The organism is Microbacterium altimontanum (assembly GCF_058349865.2).
Map to the genome: position 1 here is coordinate 191,391 of NZ_JBYRJB020000005.1, position 19,964 is coordinate 211,354.

Annotated in this window: 13 protein-coding genes; 6 read left to right on the forward strand and 7 right to left on the reverse strand. The window is 73.4% G+C overall.

Translation table 11 applies throughout. The annotated features are described in order from the left end of the window. Positions 1 to 26 precede the first annotated feature (26 nt). The 5 genes from AC3RX1_RS10485 to AC3RX1_RS10505 are packed head-to-tail and all read right to left on the reverse strand — an operon-like array spanning position 27 to position 4,639. A complete protein-coding gene (locus tag AC3RX1_RS10485) occupies positions 27 to 836 on the reverse strand; it encodes an energy-coupling factor transporter transmembrane component T family protein (RefSeq protein WP_491501181.1) in 810 nt (269 codons plus the stop codon). Next, positions 833 to 2,680: an ABC transporter ATP-binding protein gene (locus AC3RX1_RS10490; protein ID WP_491501182.1), complete on the reverse strand. Its 1,848-nt coding sequence runs from the start codon at positions 2,678 to 2,680 to the stop codon at positions 833 to 835. The genes AC3RX1_RS10485 and AC3RX1_RS10490 overlap by 4 nt, the downstream gene beginning before the upstream one ends. After that, a complete protein-coding gene (locus tag AC3RX1_RS10495) occupies positions 2,680 to 3,237 on the reverse strand; it encodes an ECF transporter S component (RefSeq protein ID WP_491501183.1) in 558 nt (185 codons plus the stop codon). Before AC3RX1_RS10495 ends, AC3RX1_RS10490 begins: the two co-directional genes overlap by 1 nt. Before the next feature lie 41 nt (positions 3,238 to 3,278). Continuing rightward, entirely contained in the window at positions 3,279 to 4,337 is a 1,059-nt protein-coding gene (locus AC3RX1_RS10500) for a pirin family protein (RefSeq protein WP_491501184.1), read from the reverse strand. Further along, positions 4,334 to 4,639: a GNAT family N-acetyltransferase gene (locus AC3RX1_RS10505; protein ID WP_491501185.1), complete on the reverse strand. Its 306-nt coding sequence runs from the start codon at positions 4,637 to 4,639 to the stop codon at positions 4,334 to 4,336. Before AC3RX1_RS10505 ends, AC3RX1_RS10500 begins: the two co-directional genes overlap by 4 nt. A gap of 93 nt (positions 4,640 to 4,732) precedes the next feature. On the opposite strand from AC3RX1_RS10505, the gene AC3RX1_RS10510 reads away from it, so the two are divergent. After that, positions 4,733 to 7,501, forward strand: a complete 2,769-nt coding sequence (locus tag AC3RX1_RS10510; protein ID WP_491501186.1) for a DEAD/DEAH box helicase — start codon at positions 4,733 to 4,735, stop codon at positions 7,499 to 7,501. A 245-nt stretch (positions 7,502 to 7,746) separates the two neighbouring features. Here AC3RX1_RS10510 and AC3RX1_RS10515 read toward each other — a convergent pair whose 3' ends face one another. Beyond that, positions 7,747 to 8,622 carry an SDR family oxidoreductase gene (locus tag AC3RX1_RS10515; RefSeq protein ID WP_491501187.1) on the reverse strand — a complete coding sequence of 292 codons (876 nt, stop codon included), beginning with the start codon at positions 8,620 to 8,622 and terminating at the stop codon, positions 7,747 to 7,749. A 263-nt stretch (positions 8,623 to 8,885) separates the two neighbouring features. Between AC3RX1_RS10515 and recQ the strand changes: the two genes are divergently transcribed. Beyond that, positions 8,886 to 10,841: a DNA helicase RecQ gene (recQ, locus tag AC3RX1_RS10520; protein WP_491501383.1), complete on the forward strand. Its 1,956-nt coding sequence runs from the start codon at positions 8,886 to 8,888 to the stop codon at positions 10,839 to 10,841. Positions 10,842 to 11,126: 285 nt separating this feature from the next. After that, the gene (locus AC3RX1_RS10525) at positions 11,127 to 13,253 is read left to right on the forward strand and encodes an acyl-CoA dehydrogenase family protein (RefSeq protein WP_491501188.1); all 2,127 of its coding nucleotides are present in this window, start codon (positions 11,127 to 11,129) and stop codon (positions 13,251 to 13,253) included. A gap of 16 nt (positions 13,254 to 13,269) precedes the next feature. Here AC3RX1_RS10525 and AC3RX1_RS10530 read toward each other — a convergent pair whose 3' ends face one another. Then, a complete protein-coding gene (locus AC3RX1_RS10530) occupies positions 13,270 to 13,620 on the reverse strand; it encodes a hypothetical protein (protein WP_491501189.1) in 351 nt (116 codons plus the stop codon). Positions 13,621 to 13,834: 214 nt separating this feature from the next. On the opposite strand from AC3RX1_RS10530, the gene AC3RX1_RS10535 reads away from it, so the two are divergent. Genes AC3RX1_RS10535 through AC3RX1_RS10545 form a run of 3 tightly spaced genes read left to right on the forward strand, consistent with a single transcriptional unit; the run spans position 13,835 to position 19,948 of the window. Next, a complete protein-coding gene (locus AC3RX1_RS10535) occupies positions 13,835 to 14,413 on the forward strand; it encodes a DNA-3-methyladenine glycosylase I (RefSeq protein ID WP_491501190.1) in 579 nt (192 codons plus the stop codon). A gap of 34 nt (positions 14,414 to 14,447) precedes the next feature. Continuing rightward, positions 14,448 to 17,195 (forward strand): FtsX-like permease family protein, encoded by a 2,748-nt coding sequence (locus AC3RX1_RS10540; protein WP_491501191.1) that lies wholly within the window; start codon positions 14,448 to 14,450, stop codon positions 17,193 to 17,195. Further along, on the forward strand, positions 17,192 to 19,948 hold the full coding sequence (locus tag AC3RX1_RS10545; RefSeq protein ID WP_491501192.1) for a hypothetical protein: 2,757 nt from the start codon (positions 17,192 to 17,194) through the stop codon (positions 19,946 to 19,948). Before AC3RX1_RS10540 ends, AC3RX1_RS10545 begins: the two co-directional genes overlap by 4 nt. The last annotated feature ends 16 nt before the right edge of the window (positions 19,949 to 19,964 follow it).

Sequence of the window (19,964 nt, forward strand, 5' to 3'; positions counted from 1 at the left end):
CTCGGTCGCGCTCCGCGCGGCCTCGCTCAGGGACCTGAGCCGGAGGGGAAGAAGACCCAGAACACCGCCGTCGACACGGCGAGGAACAGGACGAGGTACACGGCATCCCGGACGCGGAACGGCACCCGATGCCGCTCGGTGCGGTGGGGGTACGCGCCGAAGGCGCGGGCATCCATCGCCAGCGCGACGCGCTCCGCATGACGGATCGCGCCCGCGAGCAGCGGCACCACGTACCCGAGCATGCCGGGGGAGCGGCGTCCGGCGGCGCGCACGCGGTGCGCCTGGCGGATGATGCGCAGCTCCTGTCGGAACCGGGGCACGAAGCGGAACGCCGCGATCGCCGTGTAGCCGACCCGGTACGGCACGCGCAGCTGCTGCACGAGCGAGCGCGCGAAGTCGGGTCCGGTCGTGGTGGCACCCGCGACGAGCGCGAGCGCGATGATCGCCGCGAGGCGCAGCCCCGTCGCGAACCCCACCTGGAGGGCACCCGTCCACAGCGTCCAGTCGCCGACGCGCATCACCGCGTGCGCATGGTCGACGACGGCCGGGTCGGTCCACAGCGAGAAGCCGAGCCCCATGACCGCGCCGAGCACCGGGACCAGCACGAAGAGCGTGAGCGCGAGCCGTACTGTCATCCGCGCCCCGACGAGCATGAGCGCGTAGGCGAGCACGAGGAACGCGACCGGTGTGGCGATGTCGCGCACGAACACGAGCAGCACCATCGCCGGCACGGGCGCCGCGAGCTTCGCGAGCGGGTTCAGCGCGTGCAGGAACCGCACGGGCGAGACGACGGATGCCTCGGCATACGGATCGATGGGAAGGGACGCCGTGCTCATCCGACCGGTCCCGTCGTCGGCAGGTCGGCGAGGCGGGTGACGCCGGCGAACGCGCCGCCGAGGCCCTGCAGCGCCGCGCGCAGCGGCGGAAGGCGAAGGCCGGCGCCGGTGATCAGTGCGGCGTCGGCGAACACGTCGGCGGTCGCACCGTCGGCCACGACCGCTCCGCCGCCGAGGACGATGGTCCGTGTCGCGTACTCGGTGACGAGCTGCATGTCGTGGGTCACGACGATCACCGTGGTGCCGTCCGCGTTGAGGCGCTGCAGCAGGCCGAGCAGCTCGTCGGCGCGGGCCCGGTCCTGCCCGAACGTGGGTTCGTCGAGCGCGAGCACCGGGGCTCCCGTGACGAGCGCCGCCCCGACCGAGAGCCGCCGCTTCTGGCCGCCGGAGAGCAGGAAGGGATGCACCTCGGCGCGATCCGTCAGCCCGAACCTGCCGAGCACGTCGTCGACGCGGGACCGCGCCTCCTCGTCCGGCAGGTGGGCGAGGCCGTACGCGAGTTCGTCGCGCACGGTGTGGGCCACGAACTGGTGCTCGGGGTTCTGGAAGACGAATCCGATGTGCCGGGTGATCTCGCGCGGGCTCATCCGGGAGATGTCGCGTCCCTCGAGGGACACCGTGCCGCGCGGCGGCCGGATGACGCCGGCGATCGCGTGCATGAGGCTCGTCTTCCCCGCGCCGTTCGCCCCGACCACGGCGACGAACTCGCCCCGACGGATGTCGAGGCCGACGTCGCGGAGGATCTCAGTGCGTCCGCGGCGCAGCGTGAGCCCGCGCACCGCGACCACGGGCGATTCGCCGTCAGGTCCCTGAGCGAGCCGCGGGCGAGTCGAAGTGCCGGCCGCCGCAGCGTCCGTCCCGCTCTCGAGACGAGGGGATTCCGCCGAGCGGAGGAGATCCTCGGCCGAAATGTCCTCCGCTCGGCCGAAAGTCCTTCCGCCACCGGCCGGCGCTTCGTCAGGTCCCTGAGCGAGCCGCAGGCGAGTCGAAGGGCCGGCTGACACCACGGCGGCGCGCAGCTCATCGGGCGTCAGCGGCAGCGGCTCCATCGACCACCCGGCCCGCCGCAGCCGCAGTGCAGCGAGCGTCGACGTGGGAAGCCACACGCCGAGGGCGTGCAGCTCGGCGGCACGGGAGCGCAGGACATCGTCGGCCCGACCGTCGGCGATCGTCGTGCCCGACGCATCCAGCACCACCACTCGGTCGACGAGCCCGATCGCCTGGTCGAGGTTGTGCTCGACGAGGACGACCGCGCGGTCGCCCGCCGCGACCACCTCGGCGAGCGCGGCGTACACCTCGTCGATGCCCCGTGGATCGAGGTTCGCCGTCGGCTCGTCGAGCACGAGCAGCGGCGACCCGAGGGCGAGGGCCGCGGCGATCGCGAGCCGCTGGCGTCCCCCGCCCGACAGCGCGTCGGGGTTCTCGTTGCGCCGGTTCCACAGCCCGACGCGGCGCAGCGCCGTCTCGGCCCGGCCGAGCACCTCGGCCACGGGCAGCCGCAGGTTCTCGGGGCCGAACGCGACCTCGTCGAGCACCGTCCCGGTGACGAGCTGGGCGTCCGGGTCCTGGAACACCATGCCGACCCGCGTCGACAGCACCGACACCGGCGTCGTCGATGCATCCCTCCCGTCGACCGTCACCGTGCCGGTCACCTCGGCCGGCACGTCGTGCGGGATGAGCCCGTTGAGGGTGAGCGTGAGCGTCGACTTGCCCGATCCGCTCGGACCGAGAAGCAGCACGACCTCGCCCCGGCGCACCTCGAACGAGGCGGCTGCGGGGGCCGCGACATCCTCGCCCTCGTGGCGCACCGCGAGATCGCGCACGCGCAGCAGGGGGCCGGTCATCAGCGCGTCAGCGGGCGACGACCGATGCCCGCCTGCCGCAGACGGCTGCCGATCACGAGGGCGACCGCGGTCCAGACGACGGGTCCGAGCACGGCCAGGACGAGATACACGACCTGCGCCCACAGCGGCATCGAGCCGAGGTTCACGACGAACGCGACGACGACGGCGACGAGGATGCCGATGACCACGGCCGAGATGAAGAAGCGCCACGCGCGCCAGACGCGGTAGCGGGTGACGGCCGCGACGAGCTCCTGGATGCCGCCGAACAGCACCGCCGTGCCGAGGAACCGGCCCGCCCACTGCGGCGCCATGGCGCTCGCCACGAGCGCCGCAAGAACGTGCGCCATGAGGGCGACCCAGGGCAGGCGCAGCGTCTCCTGCGCGATGATGCCCGGGATGACGTGCGCGCCGAGCACGAACCCGTAGACGATCGGCACGGTGGCGACGACGACCGGCGTCACCCATCCCGCGATGCCGCCCAGGATCCCCGTCGCCACGCCGATCGCGGCGCACACCAGCAGCACGCGCGTCGACAGGGCGGAGGTGCGTGCGGGCATCGGTCCAGTCTATCCGTCGGGTGAGGGTACCCTAACGTCGGTCAGAGGCGCCGGTGCCGGCGGGTGAGCCGCACCCCGGGCATCTCGGGGGCGGGGATGCGCACGGCGTCGGGGCCGTGGCCGACGACGTGGCCGAACCGCGGGGTGTCGGCCTCCCACTCCTCGCGCGCGGCGACGATCTCCTCGTGCGAGCGGCCGACGAAGTTCCACCACATCACGATCTCGTCTTCGAACGGTTCGCCGCCGAGCACGAACAGCGTGGCGCCCGTCGGGCTCGACACCTCGACCCCGTCGCGTCCGATGCCGAGGTAGAGAAGGTGCTCGTCGGTGACGTCGACGGCGTCGGCGGCCGTTCCGCCGGGACTCGGGTGCTCCACCGCGTCGGTGCGGCTGTGTCCCTTCGCCATGGTGCCGGTGTGCACCGTGACGGTGCCGTCGACACCGAGCAGGCCGTACTCCCACGTGGGCTCGAGCGGCAGCCGCACCCGCGCGCCGGCGGGCAGGCGCAGCTCGGCGCCGGCGATCGGGGTGTGCGTCGTGGCGGGCGAGGTGATGCCGGCGAAGCGTCCCATCACGACGACGCCGTACGCATCCGGACCGCTGTCGAGGGCGGAGAGCGTGAACTCCGGGAGCGCCGTGTGCTGCTCGAACGCGGGCGGCCCGTGCCGGCGCGACTCGGGCAGCGCGACCCACAGCTGCAGCGCGTCGAGGTCGATCGGCTCGTCGCCCGTCGAGTACTCCGAGTGGGCGATGCCGGCGCCGCTCGTCATGAGGTTCAGCTGACCGCGCGCGATGACGACGTCGCTGCCGATCGTGTCGCGGTGGCGCACGGTGCCGACGAACGGCCACGTCACCGTCTGCAGGCCGATGTGCGGATGCGGTTCGACGCGCATCATCGTGGTCTGCGGCCCGAACCGGTCGAGGAAGCACCAGGCGCCGATCATCGGGAGACTGCGGGCAGGCAGGGTGCGGCGCACGTGCATGGCACGGATGCCGCCGAGCGGCACCTCTCGTGCCTCGAGCATGACCGCCCGCGGGCCGTCGCACTCGGCGGCCGCCTCCACCTCGGCCGGCTCCGCCGTCTGGTCGAGGCGGGTCACTCCGACCTCGGCCACTGCACATCGAGGCCGGGGACCTCGTTCTCGCGCAGGTACTTCGCGACCACCTGGCATTCCGGCACGACGGTCTCGCCGCGGGACGCGATGTCGGCGAGCGCCGACGAGACGAGCGTTCCGGCGAGTCCGCGACCGCGGAAGCTCGGGATGATCACGGTGTGGGGCATCACGAGTCGCCCCTCGGCGTCGGGACGGATCAGGGTGTAGCCGGCGAGCCCGCCGTCGACCTCGATCACATAGCGGTGGTTCTCGTCGTCGCGGGCGACGGTGGGTGCTGACTCGGCCATGCGCCATCCTCTCGTTGCCACTTCCAACGTAGGCCCGTGGGCTGGTGTTCCGCGAGGGTCGGTCGCACCGGGTGCGTGGGGCAGACTCGAGTGATGACCACTCCGCTCCTTGATTCGCTCGCCGGCGCCGACCCCGACGCGGTGTACGAGGGGTTCGTGGAGTGGGCGCTCGGCCGCGGACTGACCCTCTACCCGGCCCAGGACGAGGCCATCATCGAGCTCGTCTCGGGCGCGAACGTGATCCTCGCCACCCCGACCGGCACCGGCAAGTCGCTCGTCGCGATCGCCGCCCACGCGTCGGCGCTCGCCGAGGGACGGCGCTCCTTCTACACCGCGCCGATCAAGGCGCTCGTGAGCGAGAAGTTCTTCGCACTGGTCGACGTCTTCGGCGCCGAGAACGTGGGAATGGTCACGGGCGACTCCTCCGTGAACCCGGATGCGCCGATCGTCTGCTGCACCGCCGAGATCCTCGCGAACATGGCGCTGCGCCAGGGCGCCGATGCGCGTGGGCCCGCGCGCCCGGAGGCTCCGGGCGATGCGCCAGCAGCGCCTGGAGGGGGCGTGGGGATCGACCAGGTCGTGATGGACGAGTTCCACTTCTACGGCGACCCCGACCGCGGCTGGGCGTGGCAGGTGCCGCTCCTCCTCCTGCCGCGAGCGCAGTTCCTGCTCATGTCGGCGACCCTCGGCGACGTCGCCGCGATCGCCGACGATCTGGAGCGGCGCACGAAGCGGCCGACCGCCGTCGTGACCGGGGCCGAGCGCCCGGTGCCGCTGCACTTCTCCTACGAGCGCCGACCCGTGCACGAGGTGCTCGAGCTGCTCCTGCGCGATGGGGAGGTGCCCGTCTACATCGTCCACTTCTCGCAGGCGGCGGCCGTGGAGCGGGCGCAGTCGCTGTCGAGCATGAAGGTGGCGACCCGCGAGCAGCGCGACCGGATCGCGGAGGCGATCGGCGACTTCCGCTTCTCGACCGGGTTCGGCAAGACGCTGTCCCGGCTCGTGCGGGCGGGCATCGGCATCCATCATGCCGGCATGCTGCCGCGCTACCGACGGCTCGTCGAGACGCTCGCGCAGCGCGGGCTCCTGCGGGTCATCTGCGGCACCGACACGCTGGGCGTCGGCATCAACGTCCCCATCCGCACGGTCGTGATCACCGAGCTCGCGAAGTTCGACGGGACACGGATGCGTCAGCTGACCGCGCGCGAGTTCCACCAGGTCGCGGGGCGGGCGGGACGAGCCGGCTACGACCCGTACGGGAACGTCGTGGTGATGGCGCCGGAGTGGGAGATCGAGAACGCCCTCGCGCTCGCGAAGGCCGCCGACAACCCCGCCAAGCGCAAGAAGATCGTGCGCAAGAAGGCGCCGACCGGCGCGGTCAACTGGGGTGAGGGGTCGTTCGAACGGCTCGTCGCCGCCGTGCCGGAGGCGCTCACCCCTCAGCTGCAGCTGACCGCCGCGATGCTCATCAACGTCATCGCCCGCGGGGGCGACGTGTTCGGGAACGTGCGCTCGCTCGTGTTCGACAACCATCAGACGCGCACGCAGCAGTACGCACTGGCTCGGCGTGCCCTCGCGATCTTCCGCACCCTGCGCGACGCGGAGGTCGTGGAGGTGACCGGCTCTGCCGGATCCCGCCCGCCCGCCGGGACTGGTGCCCTCGCCGCCGTCGACGGACGGACTTTCGGCCGAGAGAAGGTCGAATCCGCCCAGAATCTCCTTCCCTCGGCCGAATCCCCTTCTCCCACGGGGGAGGGCGACGCCGTTCGTCCCATCGGCGGCACGGCCATCCGACTTACCGTCGACCTGCAGCCGAACTTCGCGCTGAACCAGCCGCTGTCGCCGTTCGCGCTCGCCGCGATCGAGCTGCTCGACCCGTCCGACGCGCCGGGCGCCGCGGGGTCGGGCCACTACGCCCTCGACGTCGTGAGCGTCATCGAGGCCACACTCGACGACCCGCGGGCGATCCTCGCCCAGCAGGAGTTCCGCGCCCGGGGCGAGGCCGTGGCGGCGATGAAGGCCGAGGGCCTCGACTACGACCAGCGGATGGAGGCGCTCGAGGAGATCACGTACCCGAAGCCGCTCGACGAGCTGCTGCATCAGGCGTACGAGGTGTTCGCATCGAGCCAGCCGTGGGTGCGCGACTTCGAGCTGCGGCCGAAATCGGTCGTGCGCGACATGTTCGAGCGGGCGATGTCGTTCGCCGAGTTCGTCTCGTCGTACCAGCTGGCGCGCAGCGAGGGGCTCGTGCTGCGGTACCTGTCGGACGCATACCGCGCGATCCGTCAGACCGTCCCGATCGACGCACGCACCTCCGAGCTGGAGGACGTGATCGTGTGGCTCGGCGAGCTCGTGCGCCAGGTGGACTCGAGCCTGGTCGACGAGTGGGAGCAGCTCGTGCACCCGTCGGCGGAGTCGGGTGAGGTTGGGCCCACGCGCCCGGAGGCTCCGGGCATCGCGTCAGCGATGTCTGGAGGGGGCGTGGGGATCCCGCCGGCTCCGCCGTCGGTCGTGGCGAATCACCGGGCGTTCACGGTGCTCGTGCGCAACGAGCTGTTCCGGCGGGTGCAGCTCGCGGCGCGGCAGCGCGACGACGAACTCGTCGAGCTGGATCCGGATGCTGCGTGGCCGGCCGCGCTCGACGAGTACTTCGCGGAGCACGACGCGATCGGCATCGATGGCGCCGCGCGCTCCCCGCGCCTGTGCGCGATCGACGAGGGCCCGACCGAGTGGCGAGTCGAGCAGACGATCGACGACCCGGCCGGCGATCATGACTGGCGCATCCGCGCGACGGTCGACCTCGCCGCGTCGGCGGCGGCCGGGGCCGCTGTCGTGCACGTCACGGAGGTCGTGCGGCTGTAGCCCTCGCAGCGCGGCCTGGGCCGGCCGGGGGAGTGCGATCGGGCCCCCCGACGGCTCGGCGGCCGGCGGCCGCGCACTCCATCCGTCGCAGAAGCAGGCTCGTCCGCGGCGGAGCGCCCCCGTCCTCCGCTTGTCGATCGATCCAGCCTGCTTCTGACACGCGCCCGGCCCTCGCCGGCGCTGAACGCGCCGCGGCCCGCGTGTCTGGGAACCGCCGTCGGCCACCACGGTCGGCGTGCGCGGCCTCAGCCCAGCGACAGACCGCCGTCGGTGGTGATCACCTGTCCCACGACCCACGCGCCGGCGGGCGAGGCGAGCCAGCCGATGAGCCGCGCCGGGTCGGCGGGTGCGCCGTACCGGCCGAACGGCGTCGCCCGCATCCAGGCCTCGAGTTCCTCGAGCGGACGGTCGGTCGTCTCGGGATCGAGGTAGCCGGTGTTGACCGGCCCCGGATCGATCGTGTTGAGCACGATGCCGAGATCGAGCAGATCGGCGGCGACGGTCTTGGTGACGCCTGCGAGGGCGGCCTTGCTCGTGGCGTACGCCACCTCGCCCGGCATGGGGCGGTCCTGCTGGCCCGACGTCATCCAGAACACGTGCCCGGTGGGCGCGGCGAACGGCTCCGCCCGGCCGCGGCGCTCGCCGGGTCGTGCGGACGGTGCGTCGGCTTCGGTCCGCAGCGCGGCGAACGCGCGGGTGAGCAGCAGCGTGGAGCGGGTGTTGGTCTGCCAGAAGGCGTCGAGGCTCTCGGCGGTCTGATCGAGCAGTCCACCGTCGCCGCCGCTGCGCGCATGGTTGCAGATGAGGATATCGAGCCGCCCGGTGAGGTCGCTCGCCGCCGCGACCAGCGAGGGGATGGTCGACGTGTCGCGCAGGTCGGCGCTCATGTCGCCGAGGGATGCGTCGGGCTGCAGCATCCGTCGCAGTTCGCTGCGGACCGCGTCGAGGTCGTCGCCGCCCCAGGGCAGGCGGTCGTCGTGCGGGGCGTAGTGGTGGACGAACACGCTCGCGCCGAGGCGCGCGAACTCGGCGGCGATCGCGAAGCCGATGCCGCGGCGCCGTGAGACGCCGGTGACGAGGGCCGTCTGGCCGTGGAGGGGAAGGTCGTGCGACATGCTCATGCCTTTCGTGGATGCGGCCGCATCCGGTTCAGCGCCCTTATCGGAAGGGCGCGATGATGACGAAGACGAGGTCACAGGCATTGCATGTGCACGAGGATACCCCGCGTGCGTTCTCCACAGAGCGGGGCGATCGGCCTCGGGTGTCGCCGGCCGCGGCTAACGTGGAGGGGGTGAGCATCCCCGCCGGCGACCCGTACGCAGACGTCGTCTGGAGCGACGCCGACGCGCCTCCCGACGAATGGGCTCCGCCGGAGGACGGATGGATGCCGCCGCCGGACGACGCCCGCCAGGTCGTTGAGCGAGCGCAGCGAGTCGAAACGACCGGACCGAATGCGGCCGGCCCTTCGACCCGGGCGGGTTCCGCCCGGCCCCGCTCAGGGGCCGTGGACCGGCGCGTGGAACCCGGCACCGATCCGCTCACGGTCCTGCACGAGGTGTACGGCTACGACGCGTTCCGCGCCGACCAGGCCGCGATCATCGAGCAGGTCATCGCGGGCGGCGACGCCGTCGTGCTCATGCCGACCGGCGGCGGAAAATCGGTCACCTACCAGGTGCCCGCACTCGTCCGCGAGGGCACCGGCCTCGTGGTCAGCCCGCTCATCGCGCTTATGCACGACCAGGTCGAGGCGTTGCGCGCGAACGGCGTCCGTGCCGCGTTCCTCAACTCCACGCAGACTCCGCCGGAGCGCGCAGAGGTCGAGCAGGCGTACCTCGCCGGCGACCTCGACCTGCTGTACGTCGCGCCGGAGCGCCTCAACCTCGCGCAGACGACCGCGCTCCTCCAGCGCGGCACGCTCAGCGTCATCGCGATCGACGAGGCGCACTGCGTGTCGCAGTGGGGCCACGACTTCCGCCCCGACTACCTCGCCCTCGGCGACCTGGGCGAACGGTTCCCCGGTGTGCCGCGCATGGCGCTCACCGCCACCGCCACCCGGGCGACGCACCGCGAGCTCACCGACCGGCTCCGCCTGCCCGACGCGAAGCACTTCGTCGCGAGCTTCGACCGGCCCAACATCCAGTACCGGATCGAGCCCAAGGTCGACCCGCGCCGACAGCTCGTGCAGTTCATCCGTTCGATGCCCGACGGCAGCGCCGGCATCGTCTACGCCCTGAGCCGCAAGAGCGTCGAGCAGACGGCGGAGCACCTCCGCGGTCAGGGCATCGACGCGCTGCCGTACCACGCCGGGCTCGACGCATCCGTCCGCGCGCGGCACCAGTCGCGTTTCCTGCGCGACGACGGCGTCGTCATGGTCGCGACGATCGCGTTCGGGATGGGGATCGACAAGCCCGACGTGCGCTTCGTCGCCCACATCGACCTGCCCAAGTCGGTCGAGGGCTACTACCAGGAGACCGGCCGCGCCGGCCGCGACGGCGAGCCCTCGGTCGCCTGGATGGCGTACGGCCTCGGCGACGTCGTGCAGCAGCGCCGGCTCATCGACGCGTCGGAGGGCGACCGCGCCTTCAAGATGCGGCTGGGCCAGCACCTCGACGCGATGCTCGCGCTGTGTGAGACGGTGGGATGCCGCCGCCAGAACCTCCTCGGCTACTTCGGCCAGGACTCGCAGCCGTGCGGAAACTGCGACACGTGCCTGCAGGCGCCCGAGACGTGGGATGGCCTCGTCCCGGCGCAGAAGCTGCTGTCGACGATCGTGCGGCTGCAGCGCGAACGCGGCCAGGCATACGGTGCGGGTCATCTCGTCGACATCCTGCGCGGAGCGAACACCGAGCGAGTCGTCCGCTTCGGACACGACCGCCTGGCGACGTACGGCATCGGCGCCGACCTGAGCGACCAGGACTGGCGCAGCGTGGTGCGCCAGCTCCTCGCCCGCGGCCTGCTCGTGGCGAAGGGCGAATACGGCACGCTCGCGCTGAGCGAGGCGTCGGGCGGAGTGCTGCGCGGTGAGACGGATGTGCCGCTGCGCCGCGATGCCCTCGGCCGCGGCGGCTCCCGGTCTAGTTCGCGCGAGCGGAAGGCCTCGGCATCCGACTCCCTCGATCCGGCCGACCGCGAGCTGTTCGAGGCGCTGCGCGCGTGGCGGGCGGAGCAGGCCCGGGAGCAGGGCGTGCCGGCGTACATCGTCTTCGGCGACGCGACGCTGCGCGCGCTCGCCGAGCACCGGCCCGCCTCGGTGGCCGATCTGGACGGGATCTCCGGAATCGGCGCCAAGAAGCGCGAGGCCTACGGCGACGCCGTGCTCGCCGTGATCGCGGCGGCGTAGCTCTCGAGGCGTGGCGCAGCCCTCCGACGCACGGCTGACCGTGACGCACGGCTGAGCGTGACGCACGGCTGAGACCTCGACGACGGCACCGTGCGAGCTCCCTTCGGGCTCAGCGCCGGTCTCGGGCGCCTCGGCCGGCGTCGAGCCGCCCGACCGCATGGGTGTGCGAATGCGACAACGAGGCCGGGGCGCGCGGCCCGGCCCGATTGTCGAGCGGATCCAAGCGGTTTCGCGCAGCGTTGGAGGAGTCCTACCGTTGTGGTCATTCCCCGCGAAAGGTGAACCATGGCAGACGTCGTTCGCACGAAGAAGCCCTCCGCCCACCGGCGCACCCCGGCCGGCGGTGCTCCCACCGCCGCGCACACCCCCGACGAAGCGCGGCGGCTCGACGCATCCGAGCCCCGCATCGACGTGGCGGCGGTCACCGATCTGCTGCTGGGCACGTGGGCCGACGCCCGCCGGCAGTCGCGCGAGATGATCAAGGACCCGGCGTTCTGGCGCATCGACGGGCAGCCCATGCCCGAGCACCGCGAACGCGTGCTCGGCCAGCTGCAGCTGTTCGTCGACGCGGGAGCCTCCGGCCGCGCCTACCCCGCCGAGTACGGCGGCCGCGGCGACAACGGCGGAAACCTCGCCTCGTTCGAAGAGCTCGTGCTGGCAGACCCCAGCATGCAGATCAAGGCCGGCGTGCAGTGGGGCCTGTTCGGCTCCGCGATCCAGCAGCTCGGCACCGAGAAGCACCACGCGAAGTGGCTCGACGACGTGCGGACCCTCACCCTCCCCGGTGCGTTCGCGATGACCGAGATCGGCCACGGCTCCGACGTCGCCGCCATCGGCACGACCGCCACGTACGATCCCGACACCGAGGAGTTCGTGATCAACACGCCGTTCCGTGCGGCGACGAAGGAGTACCTCGGCAACGCCGCACTGCACGGTCGGGCCGCGACGGTCTTCGCCCAGCTGATCACCGGCGGGGTCAACTACGGCGTGCACTGCTTCTTCGTGCCGATCCGCGACGAGGACGGCGCCATGCTGCCGGGCGTCACGAGCGAGGACGACGGCGTCAAGGGCGGCCTCAACGGCATCGACAACGGCCGGCTCGCCTTCGACCACGTGCGCGTCCCCCGCGAGAACCTGCTCAACCGTTACGGCGACGTCGCCGCCGACGGCACCTACTCGAGCGACATCCCGAGCCCCGGCCGCCGCTTCTTCACGATGCTCGGCGCGCTCGTGCAGGGCCGCGTCTCGCTCGACGGCGCCGCGACCACCGGTGCCGCGCTCGCGGAGTACATCGCGATCACGTACGCGAACCAGCGCCGTCAGTTCGACTCCGGCGCCGGCACCGACGAGGTCGTGCTGCTCGACTACGGCAAGCACCAGCGCCGCCTGCTGCCGCGCCTCGCGCAGACGTACGCGCAGTTCTTCTCGCACGATCAGCTGCTGCAGAAGTTCGACGGCGTGTTCTCCGGCCGGACCGACACCCCCGCCGAGCGGGAAGACCTCGAGACCCTCGCAGCGGCGCTCAAGCCCCTGTCGACGTGGAACGCCCTCGACACGATCCAGGAGTGCCGGGAGGCGTGCGGCGGCGCCGGCTTCATGGCCGAGAACCGCTTCGTCGGCCTCCACCAGGACCTCGACGTGTACGCCACCTTCGAGGGCGACAACAACGTCCTGCTGCAGCTGGTCGGCAAGCGCCTGCTGAGCGACTTCGCGACCCAGTTCAAGGACAAGGATGCGGCGGCCCTCGCCCGCTACGCCGTCGGGCACACCGCTGGACGCATCTTCCACGGCGCGGGACTCCGCCAGCTCGGCCAGTCGGTGGCCGACTTCGGCTCCACCGCACGGTCGGTGGAGCTGGGGCTGCGCGCGGAGCAGCAGCACGAGCTGCTGGCGGGACGCGTCGAGCAGATGGTGACGGATGTCGCGACCGCCCTGCGGCCGGCGTCGAAGCTCGATCCGGCCGAGGCGGCCGCGCTGTTCAACGAGCACCAGTCGGAGCTGATCGAGACCGCACGCGCGCACGGCGAGCTTCTGCAGTGGGAGGCCTTCGCCGAGGCCGTCGAGGGGATCACCGACGACGGCACGCGCCAGGTGCTGACCTGGGTGCGCGACCTGTTCGGGCTCTGGCTCGTGGAGAAGCACCTCGCGTGGTACCTCATCCACGGCCGGCTGTCCGCGCAGCGCGCGGCATCCGTCAGCCGCTACATCGACCGGCTCTGCGCCCGCCTGCGCCCGCACGCACAGGATCTCGTCGACGCGTTCGGCTTCGCCCCCGAGCACGTGCGAGCCCCGATCGCGTCGGGCGCCGAGCGGAAGCGGCAGGACGAGGCCCGCGCGTACTACGCCGACCTCGCCGCATCGGGTGCGGCGCCGATCAGCGAGAAGACGCTGCGCAAGCTGCAGAAGAAGTAGCGGGGCGCGACACGCGTCAGTCACGGCTGGTGGCCCAGAGGACCAGCCAGGCGGCTTCCAGCACGGCGTCGGCGAGGTAGAGCCTGCTGATCCGCCCGCGTGGCGCGTAGATCGCGTCGATGCTTCCCAGCGTAAGCGCCGTGCCGATGCCGGTGGCCCGCGCCTGCTCGCGGCCGGCCCGCGTGCGCGCACCGCGCAGTTGAGTGATGCCGTTCGCGACCAGCAGGCCGGCCACCGTCCGCACGAGCCAGACGTCGGTCTTCCTGCCGAAGACCGACTCGAAGCTGCGCATGTGCACGAGGGGCCACGCGCCGCCCCCGATGTTGAAGAGCCCGTGCAGCCGGGCGAGGGTCGATCGCCGCATCATGGTCCCAGTCGACGGACTGCGGCCGCGGATGCCGATCCCGTTGCCGACTGTCACCGGCTGTGGTAATCCGACGGCGGCGCCCGTACCGTCGGTCGCCGGGTGGGCCGCGTGTGCGGTCGACGCGAACGGCGGGTGGGACCACGGATGCGCCAGCTGCGTCGACCGAACGCGCGGCAGGAGGGGATGCGTCGGAGGGCGCCGATAGTCTGACCGGGTGACTGTGAGCGCTGATCTCCTCGTCGGACCCGACGGCCGCGCCCGCTGCCGGTGGGTCGGCGATGACGCCGAGTACCGGCGCTATCACGACGAGGAGTGGGGCACGCCGCTGCACGGCGACGTGCCCCTGTTCGAGAAGCTCGCGCTCGAGGGGTTCCAGTCGGGCCTCAGCTGGATCACGATTCTGCGCAAGCGGCCGCGGTTCCGCGAGGCGTTCGCCGGCTTCGACCCTGCGACGGTCGCAGCGTACCGCGACGACGACATCACGCGACTCATGGCGGATGCCGGGATCATCCGCAATCGCGCGAAGATCGTCGCCACGATCGGCAACGCCCGGCTCGTCGCCGACATGCGGCCCGGCGAGCTCGACGAACTGCTGTGGTCGTTCGCCCCGACGCCGGGCCCGCGCCCCACGCGGTTCGCCGACGTGCCGGCCGTGACGCCGGAGTCGACGGCGATGAGCGTGGAGCTCCGCCGCCGCGGCTTCCGCTTCGTGGGGCCGACGACGCTGTACGCCCTCATGCAGTCGACCGGCATGGTCGACGATCATCTGGTGGACTGCTGGCGCTGCGGATAGCCTGAACGGACGCCACCCGACGGAGGGGACCCGCATGCAGTTCGCGCCTCGCCGTGCTGTCGCGCGCGCGGGCCAACTGGTGGCGCTCGGTGTCGTGACGGCACTGCTCGGCGGGGCGCTCGCCGCATCGGCCGCCGTCGTCGGCCGCATGCTCGACGCGGGGACCGCCGCCCTCGTGGCCGACGCCGACCCGATGCAGCGCAGCATCGTGATCGACGCCCCCGCCACGCAGGACGGGTCGGGGGCGGGCGCAGCCGACGCTGCGATCGACAAGGCCCTCCGCGCCGGATTCGGTGCGGCGCCGGTGGACGTCGCCCGCACGACGGCGTCATCGGCCTCCAGCGACCACGGGCCGCTCGCCCTGCTCGCCGACACCGGCATCGCCCAGCGGGCAGTGCTCCAGGACGGAGCATGGCCCGCGCACGACGGTGACGTCGCCGTCGCGGCGCCCGCCGCCGCACGCGCCGACCTGCGCACCGGCGACACCTTGACGATCGACGGGCACGCGATGCGGGTCTCGGGCGTCTGGGCGCCGAAGGATGCGACGGCCGCCGCGTGGGCGGGCGATCCGTCGATCTCTTCCGGGGTCTCCGAGACCGGGACCGGCCCCTTCCTCGTCACCGCCGGCGCGCTATCGGCCCTCGGTGACGCCGCCCGGGCGCGCTGGGCGGTCAGCGCACACGGTCCGGTCTCGGTCGAGGAGGTGCCGGCCTACCGCGCCGGGATCGCGCACGTGCTCGGCGTCGTCGGCGACGTGAACGACAGCGGCGCCGGCGTGCGAACGACCGGTGGCTGGGACGCGACGCTGGCCCGCGCGGAGGGCTCAGCCGCCGTCGCCCGGGGGATCGTCGCCGTGCCGACCGCACTCGCCATCGCCGTCGGCGCGCTCGTGCTCGGAGTGCTCGCGCATGCGCTCGGCCGGCGGCGCGCCGACGAGGTGCAGCTGCTGCGTGCACGGGGAGCCGCGACCGGCGCCGTGGTCGCCGAGACCGCCGCCGTGATCGGGGTCGTCACCGTCGCTGCGGCGCTGGTCGGCGCGGCGGCGGGCCTGATCGTCGGAGCCGGACCCGCCACGGCGCTCGGCGTCGCGGCAGGCGCCGCTCTGGCAGCCTTCGTCCTCGTCACGACGGTCACGTCGCTGACCTCGCTGGCGGCCCCCGATGCTCGCGCCGACGTGAGCCGCCGCACCCTCGCCGGTGTCGCGGGCGGACTCGCGCTCGCCGCGATCCTCGCGGGGCTGGCCGCCGCACAGCTGCTGACCACGGGCCTCCTGCGAGGCGGCGAAGCCGATGTCGCGGCCGCAGCCGCCCCCGCACTCGCGATCATCGCCGCCGCGCTTCTCGCGGCGCTGCTCGCGGGCCCCGCCGCGACGCTCGCGGAACGCCTGGTGCGACGCATCCCGAGCCTGCCGCCGGTGCTTGCGCTGCGCCGCATCGCCCGGCAGACCGCCGTGGTCGTCGCCGGCGTGCTGAGCATCGCGCTCGCGGCCGGGGGCATCGCGTTCGCGGGTGCGACAGCCGCGCGCGGCGACGCCGTGGTGCGGGCCGACGTCGCCCAGGTGGTCGGGGCCGACGTGCGCGGCGTGTACGACGTGCCGCAGACGATCGACGCGTCGCGTGGCGGGATGGCTGCGACGCAGCTGCCCGCATCCCTCGCGCCGCAGGCGTTCGCGGTGCTGGGCACCACGCTGACGGTCGGGCGCGACTCGGCCCTGCTCGTGGGCATGCCGGCCGCCGAGCTCGCACGGGCGACCGCGATCGGACAGGGCCGGCTCGACGGCGGCACTCCGCTCGCGCTGCCTGCCGGGCCGCTCGACGTCACGGTGGTCGCCGCGCCCGACGGCGGCGCCGTGCTGCCGACGGTGGCCGCGCGGGTCGCGCTGTGGTTCGTCGACCGCGACGGCGCCGCGCGCGAGCAGGTCGTCGGCGCCGTGACGCTCGATCAGAAGGCGCACACGATGCACGCCGACGTGCGCGACGGCGAATCGCTCGCAGCGGTGGAGGCGCGTCTGACCGACCCCGCCGATCGCGTCGTCGTGCACGCCGAGGTCCCGGGCGCCGGCGGGACGAAGACGGCGGCGACGATCGCGCTCGACGGCGACCGCCGCAGCGGACGCGCCGTGACGGTCTCCGACGTCTCCGAGCCGGTGCCCGTCGTCGTCACGCGCGCCCTCGCGGATCGCCTCGCCCTGCATCCGGGCGACGCGTTCGCACTCGGGATCGGCACCATCGCGACGCCCGTTCCCGCCCGGGTCGCCGCCGTGCGCGACGGTCTCCCCGGCATCGGCGCCGATGCCGGGGCGGCGCTCGACACCGTCGGGCTCGTGGGGCGCGCGCTCCAGATCGGCGGTTCGGTGCCGGCGACCGATCAGCTGTGGATCCGCACGGCCGACATCCCCGCCGCATCCCTCGCCCTGCGGGGCATCGCCGATCGGCCCGTGGAGGTCGTCACCGCAGCGTCGATCGGCAACGCCGCGATGATCGAGCCGGTGCTGCGGCTGTCGGTGTGGGGCACCGTTCTCGGCGCGCTGCTCGCGGCCGGCGCATTCATCGCCGTCGCGATCGGCGTGGTGGCCGCCCGGCGCGCCGAGACCGTCCCGCTGCGCGCGTTCGGATTCACCCGCCGCAGCATGCGCGCCACCGCCGCCGGGGAGCTGGGCGCCGCCGGCGCCTTCGCCCTCGTGTGCGGCATCGTCGCGGGGCTGCTCGTGTCGGCGTGGCTCGCGCCGCCCCTGCTCGCCTCCGTCGTCGTCGGCGCCCTGTCGTCGGGAGCGGCGCCGTGACTCGGTCGGTCCGTCCCGCGGCAGGAGGGGTGTCGCGGGCCCGGCTCGTACTGCGCGCGGCGTCCACCGCCCCGTTCGTGTCGGCCGTCGTCCTCGTGCTCGTCGCCCTCATCGCGTTCGCCGGGGCGGCGCTTCCGGCCCTGCTCGACGGCGCGCGCACCGCCACGGTGCGAGCCGCCCTCGGCTCCTCGCCGCAGCAGCTCCTCGACCCCACCGGGACGGTGCGGGGCCCCGTCATCGTCGGTGACGTCCCCAGCGACGCCGCCCACGGCGACACGGGCCTCGGTGAGGAAGCCGCCACCTGGGGCGCCGCCGCGTCGACGCTCGAGCGCATCCGCCGCGAGCAGCCGCAGCCCCTGCGTGGGGTGCTGGCGCAGCCGCAGGCGTTGGTGGCCCTCGACGGGCAGCCGGCGGTGCCTGCCGATCGGAGTGCGCGGCCGATGAACCGCGTGCAGGTGATGCTCGATCCCCGCGTCACCGGCCGCGTCCACGTCGTCGAGGGCGCCCTCCCCGAGGCAGCGTCCGACGCCGCGCCGACCGACGACGTGCAGGTCATGATCTCGCAGGAGGCGTCGGCCGCACTGGACTGGCCGGTGGGGGAGCGCCGTACGATCGCGCTGCCGTCGCTTCCGATCACCGTCGTCGTCTCCGGCGTCTATGTTCCGGACGACGCCGCCGATCCGGCCTGGACCCACGAGCCGACCGGACTGCACGTCGGCGAGGAGCGCACCGGCGGGGGCGACACCATCCTGCTCGCCGCCGTGTACGCCGCGCCGACGCTGCTGAAGACGATCGCACCGTGGGGCGGGGATGCGTCGACCACCGCCTGGCTGCCGCTGCGCGTCGACCGGATCAGCGGGACGCAGGCGTCCACCCTCGCGGCGCAGCTGCGGCGCCTCGCCGCGCAGGCGCAGCCGTTCCCGGTGCAGGTGGAGACGCCGTACGCGCCGATGCTCACCCCCGGCTCCACGGCGCCGACGGGTCTCGACGCGGGGGCGGCGCGCGGCGACGCGATGGTCGCCGTCGTGACCCTCGCCGCCATCGGGCCGCTCACGGTGGCGCTCGCTGCGATCGCGATGACCGGCCGCCTGCTCGCCTCACGTCGTGTCGCGTCGGTGCGCACACTGCGCGCGCGGGGCGCATCCGTCCCCCTGCTCGCCGGATTCCTGGCTGCCGAGGGGCTTGTGCTCGGCGCCCTCGGCGCCGTCCTCGGCGCGCTCCTCGCTCGGGCGATGTTCGGCTGGGCCGGCCCCGTCGCGCTCCTCGTGCCGGTGCTCGCCGCGCTCGCGCCGGCAGTGTCGGTGCCGATCGCCGCGCTCGGCTCGGCTCGTCACTCCGCGCGCCGCGACATCGGCGTGGCCGACCGCGCGACCCGGCGGCGCCGGCTGCTCCTCGAGGGAGCGGTCGTCGGCGTCGCGGCGGCGGTGATCGTGCTCGCCGTCGTGCAGCCGGTCCGCGTGGGACACGGCGGCACGGCGCCCGTGCTGCTGGCCGTGCCCGTCGCACTGTTCGCGATCGGATGCGTCGTCGTGCTGCGGCTCGTGCCGCCGGTGCTCGTCGCGCTCGAGGCGCTCCTGACCGGCGGTCGCGGAGTGATGGCGCGGCTCGGGCCGGCGCAGGCGCGTCGCGGACGCGCGCTGCCGCTCATCCCCGTGCTCGCCGCGCTCGTGTGCGCCGCGACGGCGATGTTCGCCGGCGTCGCCACCGCGACCCTGACGAGCGGCATCGACCAGACGGCGCGTGCGCAGACCGGAGCCGACCTGCGGCTGACGGCCCCGCTCATCGATGCGGCCGCACAGCGGCGGATCGCCGACCTGCCCGGCGTGCACACGGTCGCCGGCGTCTACTCCGACGTCACGGTGCCTGCTCAGGCCGACCGCGGATGGATCAGCGTCACGGTGTACGCCGTCGATCCCGCCGAGCTCGCGGCCGTGCAGAAGGGCATCGCCGACGCCGTGCCGCTGCCCGCCGATCTCTCCGACACCACCGGCGACGCCGTGCCGGCGGTCGTGTCCGACGCGGTGGCCGCCGAGATCCCGTCGGGCGTGCTCACCATCCGCGACGTCGACGTCGACGCGAAGGCCACGGCGGAGTCGGTGCCGTTCGGTCCGTCGGCGCGGTGGATCATCGTCGACCGCGCGAACGCGCAGCGGCTCACTGCGGTGCCCGAGGCCACGCACACCCTGCTCGTGGCGCTGGACGCGGATGCGGATCCCACGGTGGTCGCCCGTGCGGCGACGGCGATGCTCGGGTCGGGCGCCGCATCCTTCGTGCCCGCGCAGGTGGCGGCCGGGATCAGCGCGGACCCGGCGCTGCAGGCGATCCGCTGGTCGCTCGTCGCCGCGCTCGCGGCAGTGATCGTGCTGCTCGTGGTCGCCGCATCCATGACCCTGCTCCGCGGCGGCCCCGAGCGGGGCCGCATCCTGGGGCTTCTCGCCGCGATGGGATACCCGCGCGGGCGCGAGCTCCCCCTCGTGATGTGGGAGGTGGGGCCGGCGCTCCTGCTCGCCCTGCCGGTCGGCCTGGCCGCCGGCTACGCGCTGCCGGCGCTGCTGCTGCCGACGATCGATCTCACCCGGTTCGTCGGCGGCCGTGTGCAGCCGCCGATCGTGTTCGCCGGATGGATGCCGTGGGTCGTGGCGGGAGGGTTCGTCGTGATCACCGCACTCGCGGTGGGCGTCGCAGCGGCGGTGGCGGCACGGGTGACGGCGGTGTCGGCGCTGCGACGCATCGACGAGGAGGTCGAGACGTGATCGGAAGGAGACGGTG

Excerpts from the sequence above, each read along its gene's own strand:
- AC3RX1_RS10485 (WP_491501181.1), bottom strand. The coding sequence starts at position 836 with ATGAGCACGGCGTCCCTTCCCATCGATCCGTATGCCGAGGCATCCGTC.
- AC3RX1_RS10490 (WP_491501182.1), bottom strand. The coding sequence starts at position 2,680 with ATGACCGGCCCCCTGCTGCGCGTGCGCGATCTCGCGGTGCGCCACGAG.
- AC3RX1_RS10495 (WP_491501183.1), bottom strand. The coding sequence starts at position 3,237 with ATGCCCGCACGCACCTCCGCCCTGTCGACGCGCGTGCTGCTGGTGTGC.
- AC3RX1_RS10505 (WP_491501185.1), bottom strand. The coding sequence starts at position 4,639 with ATGGCCGAGTCAGCACCCACCGTCGCCCGCGACGACGAGAACCACCGC.
- AC3RX1_RS10510 (WP_491501186.1), top strand. The coding sequence starts at position 4,733 with ATGACCACTCCGCTCCTTGATTCGCTCGCCGGCGCCGACCCCGACGCG.
- AC3RX1_RS10515 (WP_491501187.1), bottom strand. The coding sequence starts at position 8,622 with ATGAGCATGTCGCACGACCTTCCCCTCCACGGCCAGACGGCCCTCGTC.
- recQ (WP_491501383.1), top strand. The coding sequence starts at position 8,886 with ATGCCGCCGCCGGACGACGCCCGCCAGGTCGTTGAGCGAGCGCAGCGA.
- AC3RX1_RS10525 (WP_491501188.1), top strand. The coding sequence starts at position 11,127 with ATGGCAGACGTCGTTCGCACGAAGAAGCCCTCCGCCCACCGGCGCACC.
- AC3RX1_RS10530 (WP_491501189.1), bottom strand. The coding sequence starts at position 13,620 with ATGATGCGGCGATCGACCCTCGCCCGGCTGCACGGGCTCTTCAACATC.
- AC3RX1_RS10540 (WP_491501191.1), top strand. The coding sequence starts at position 14,448 with ATGCAGTTCGCGCCTCGCCGTGCTGTCGCGCGCGCGGGCCAACTGGTG.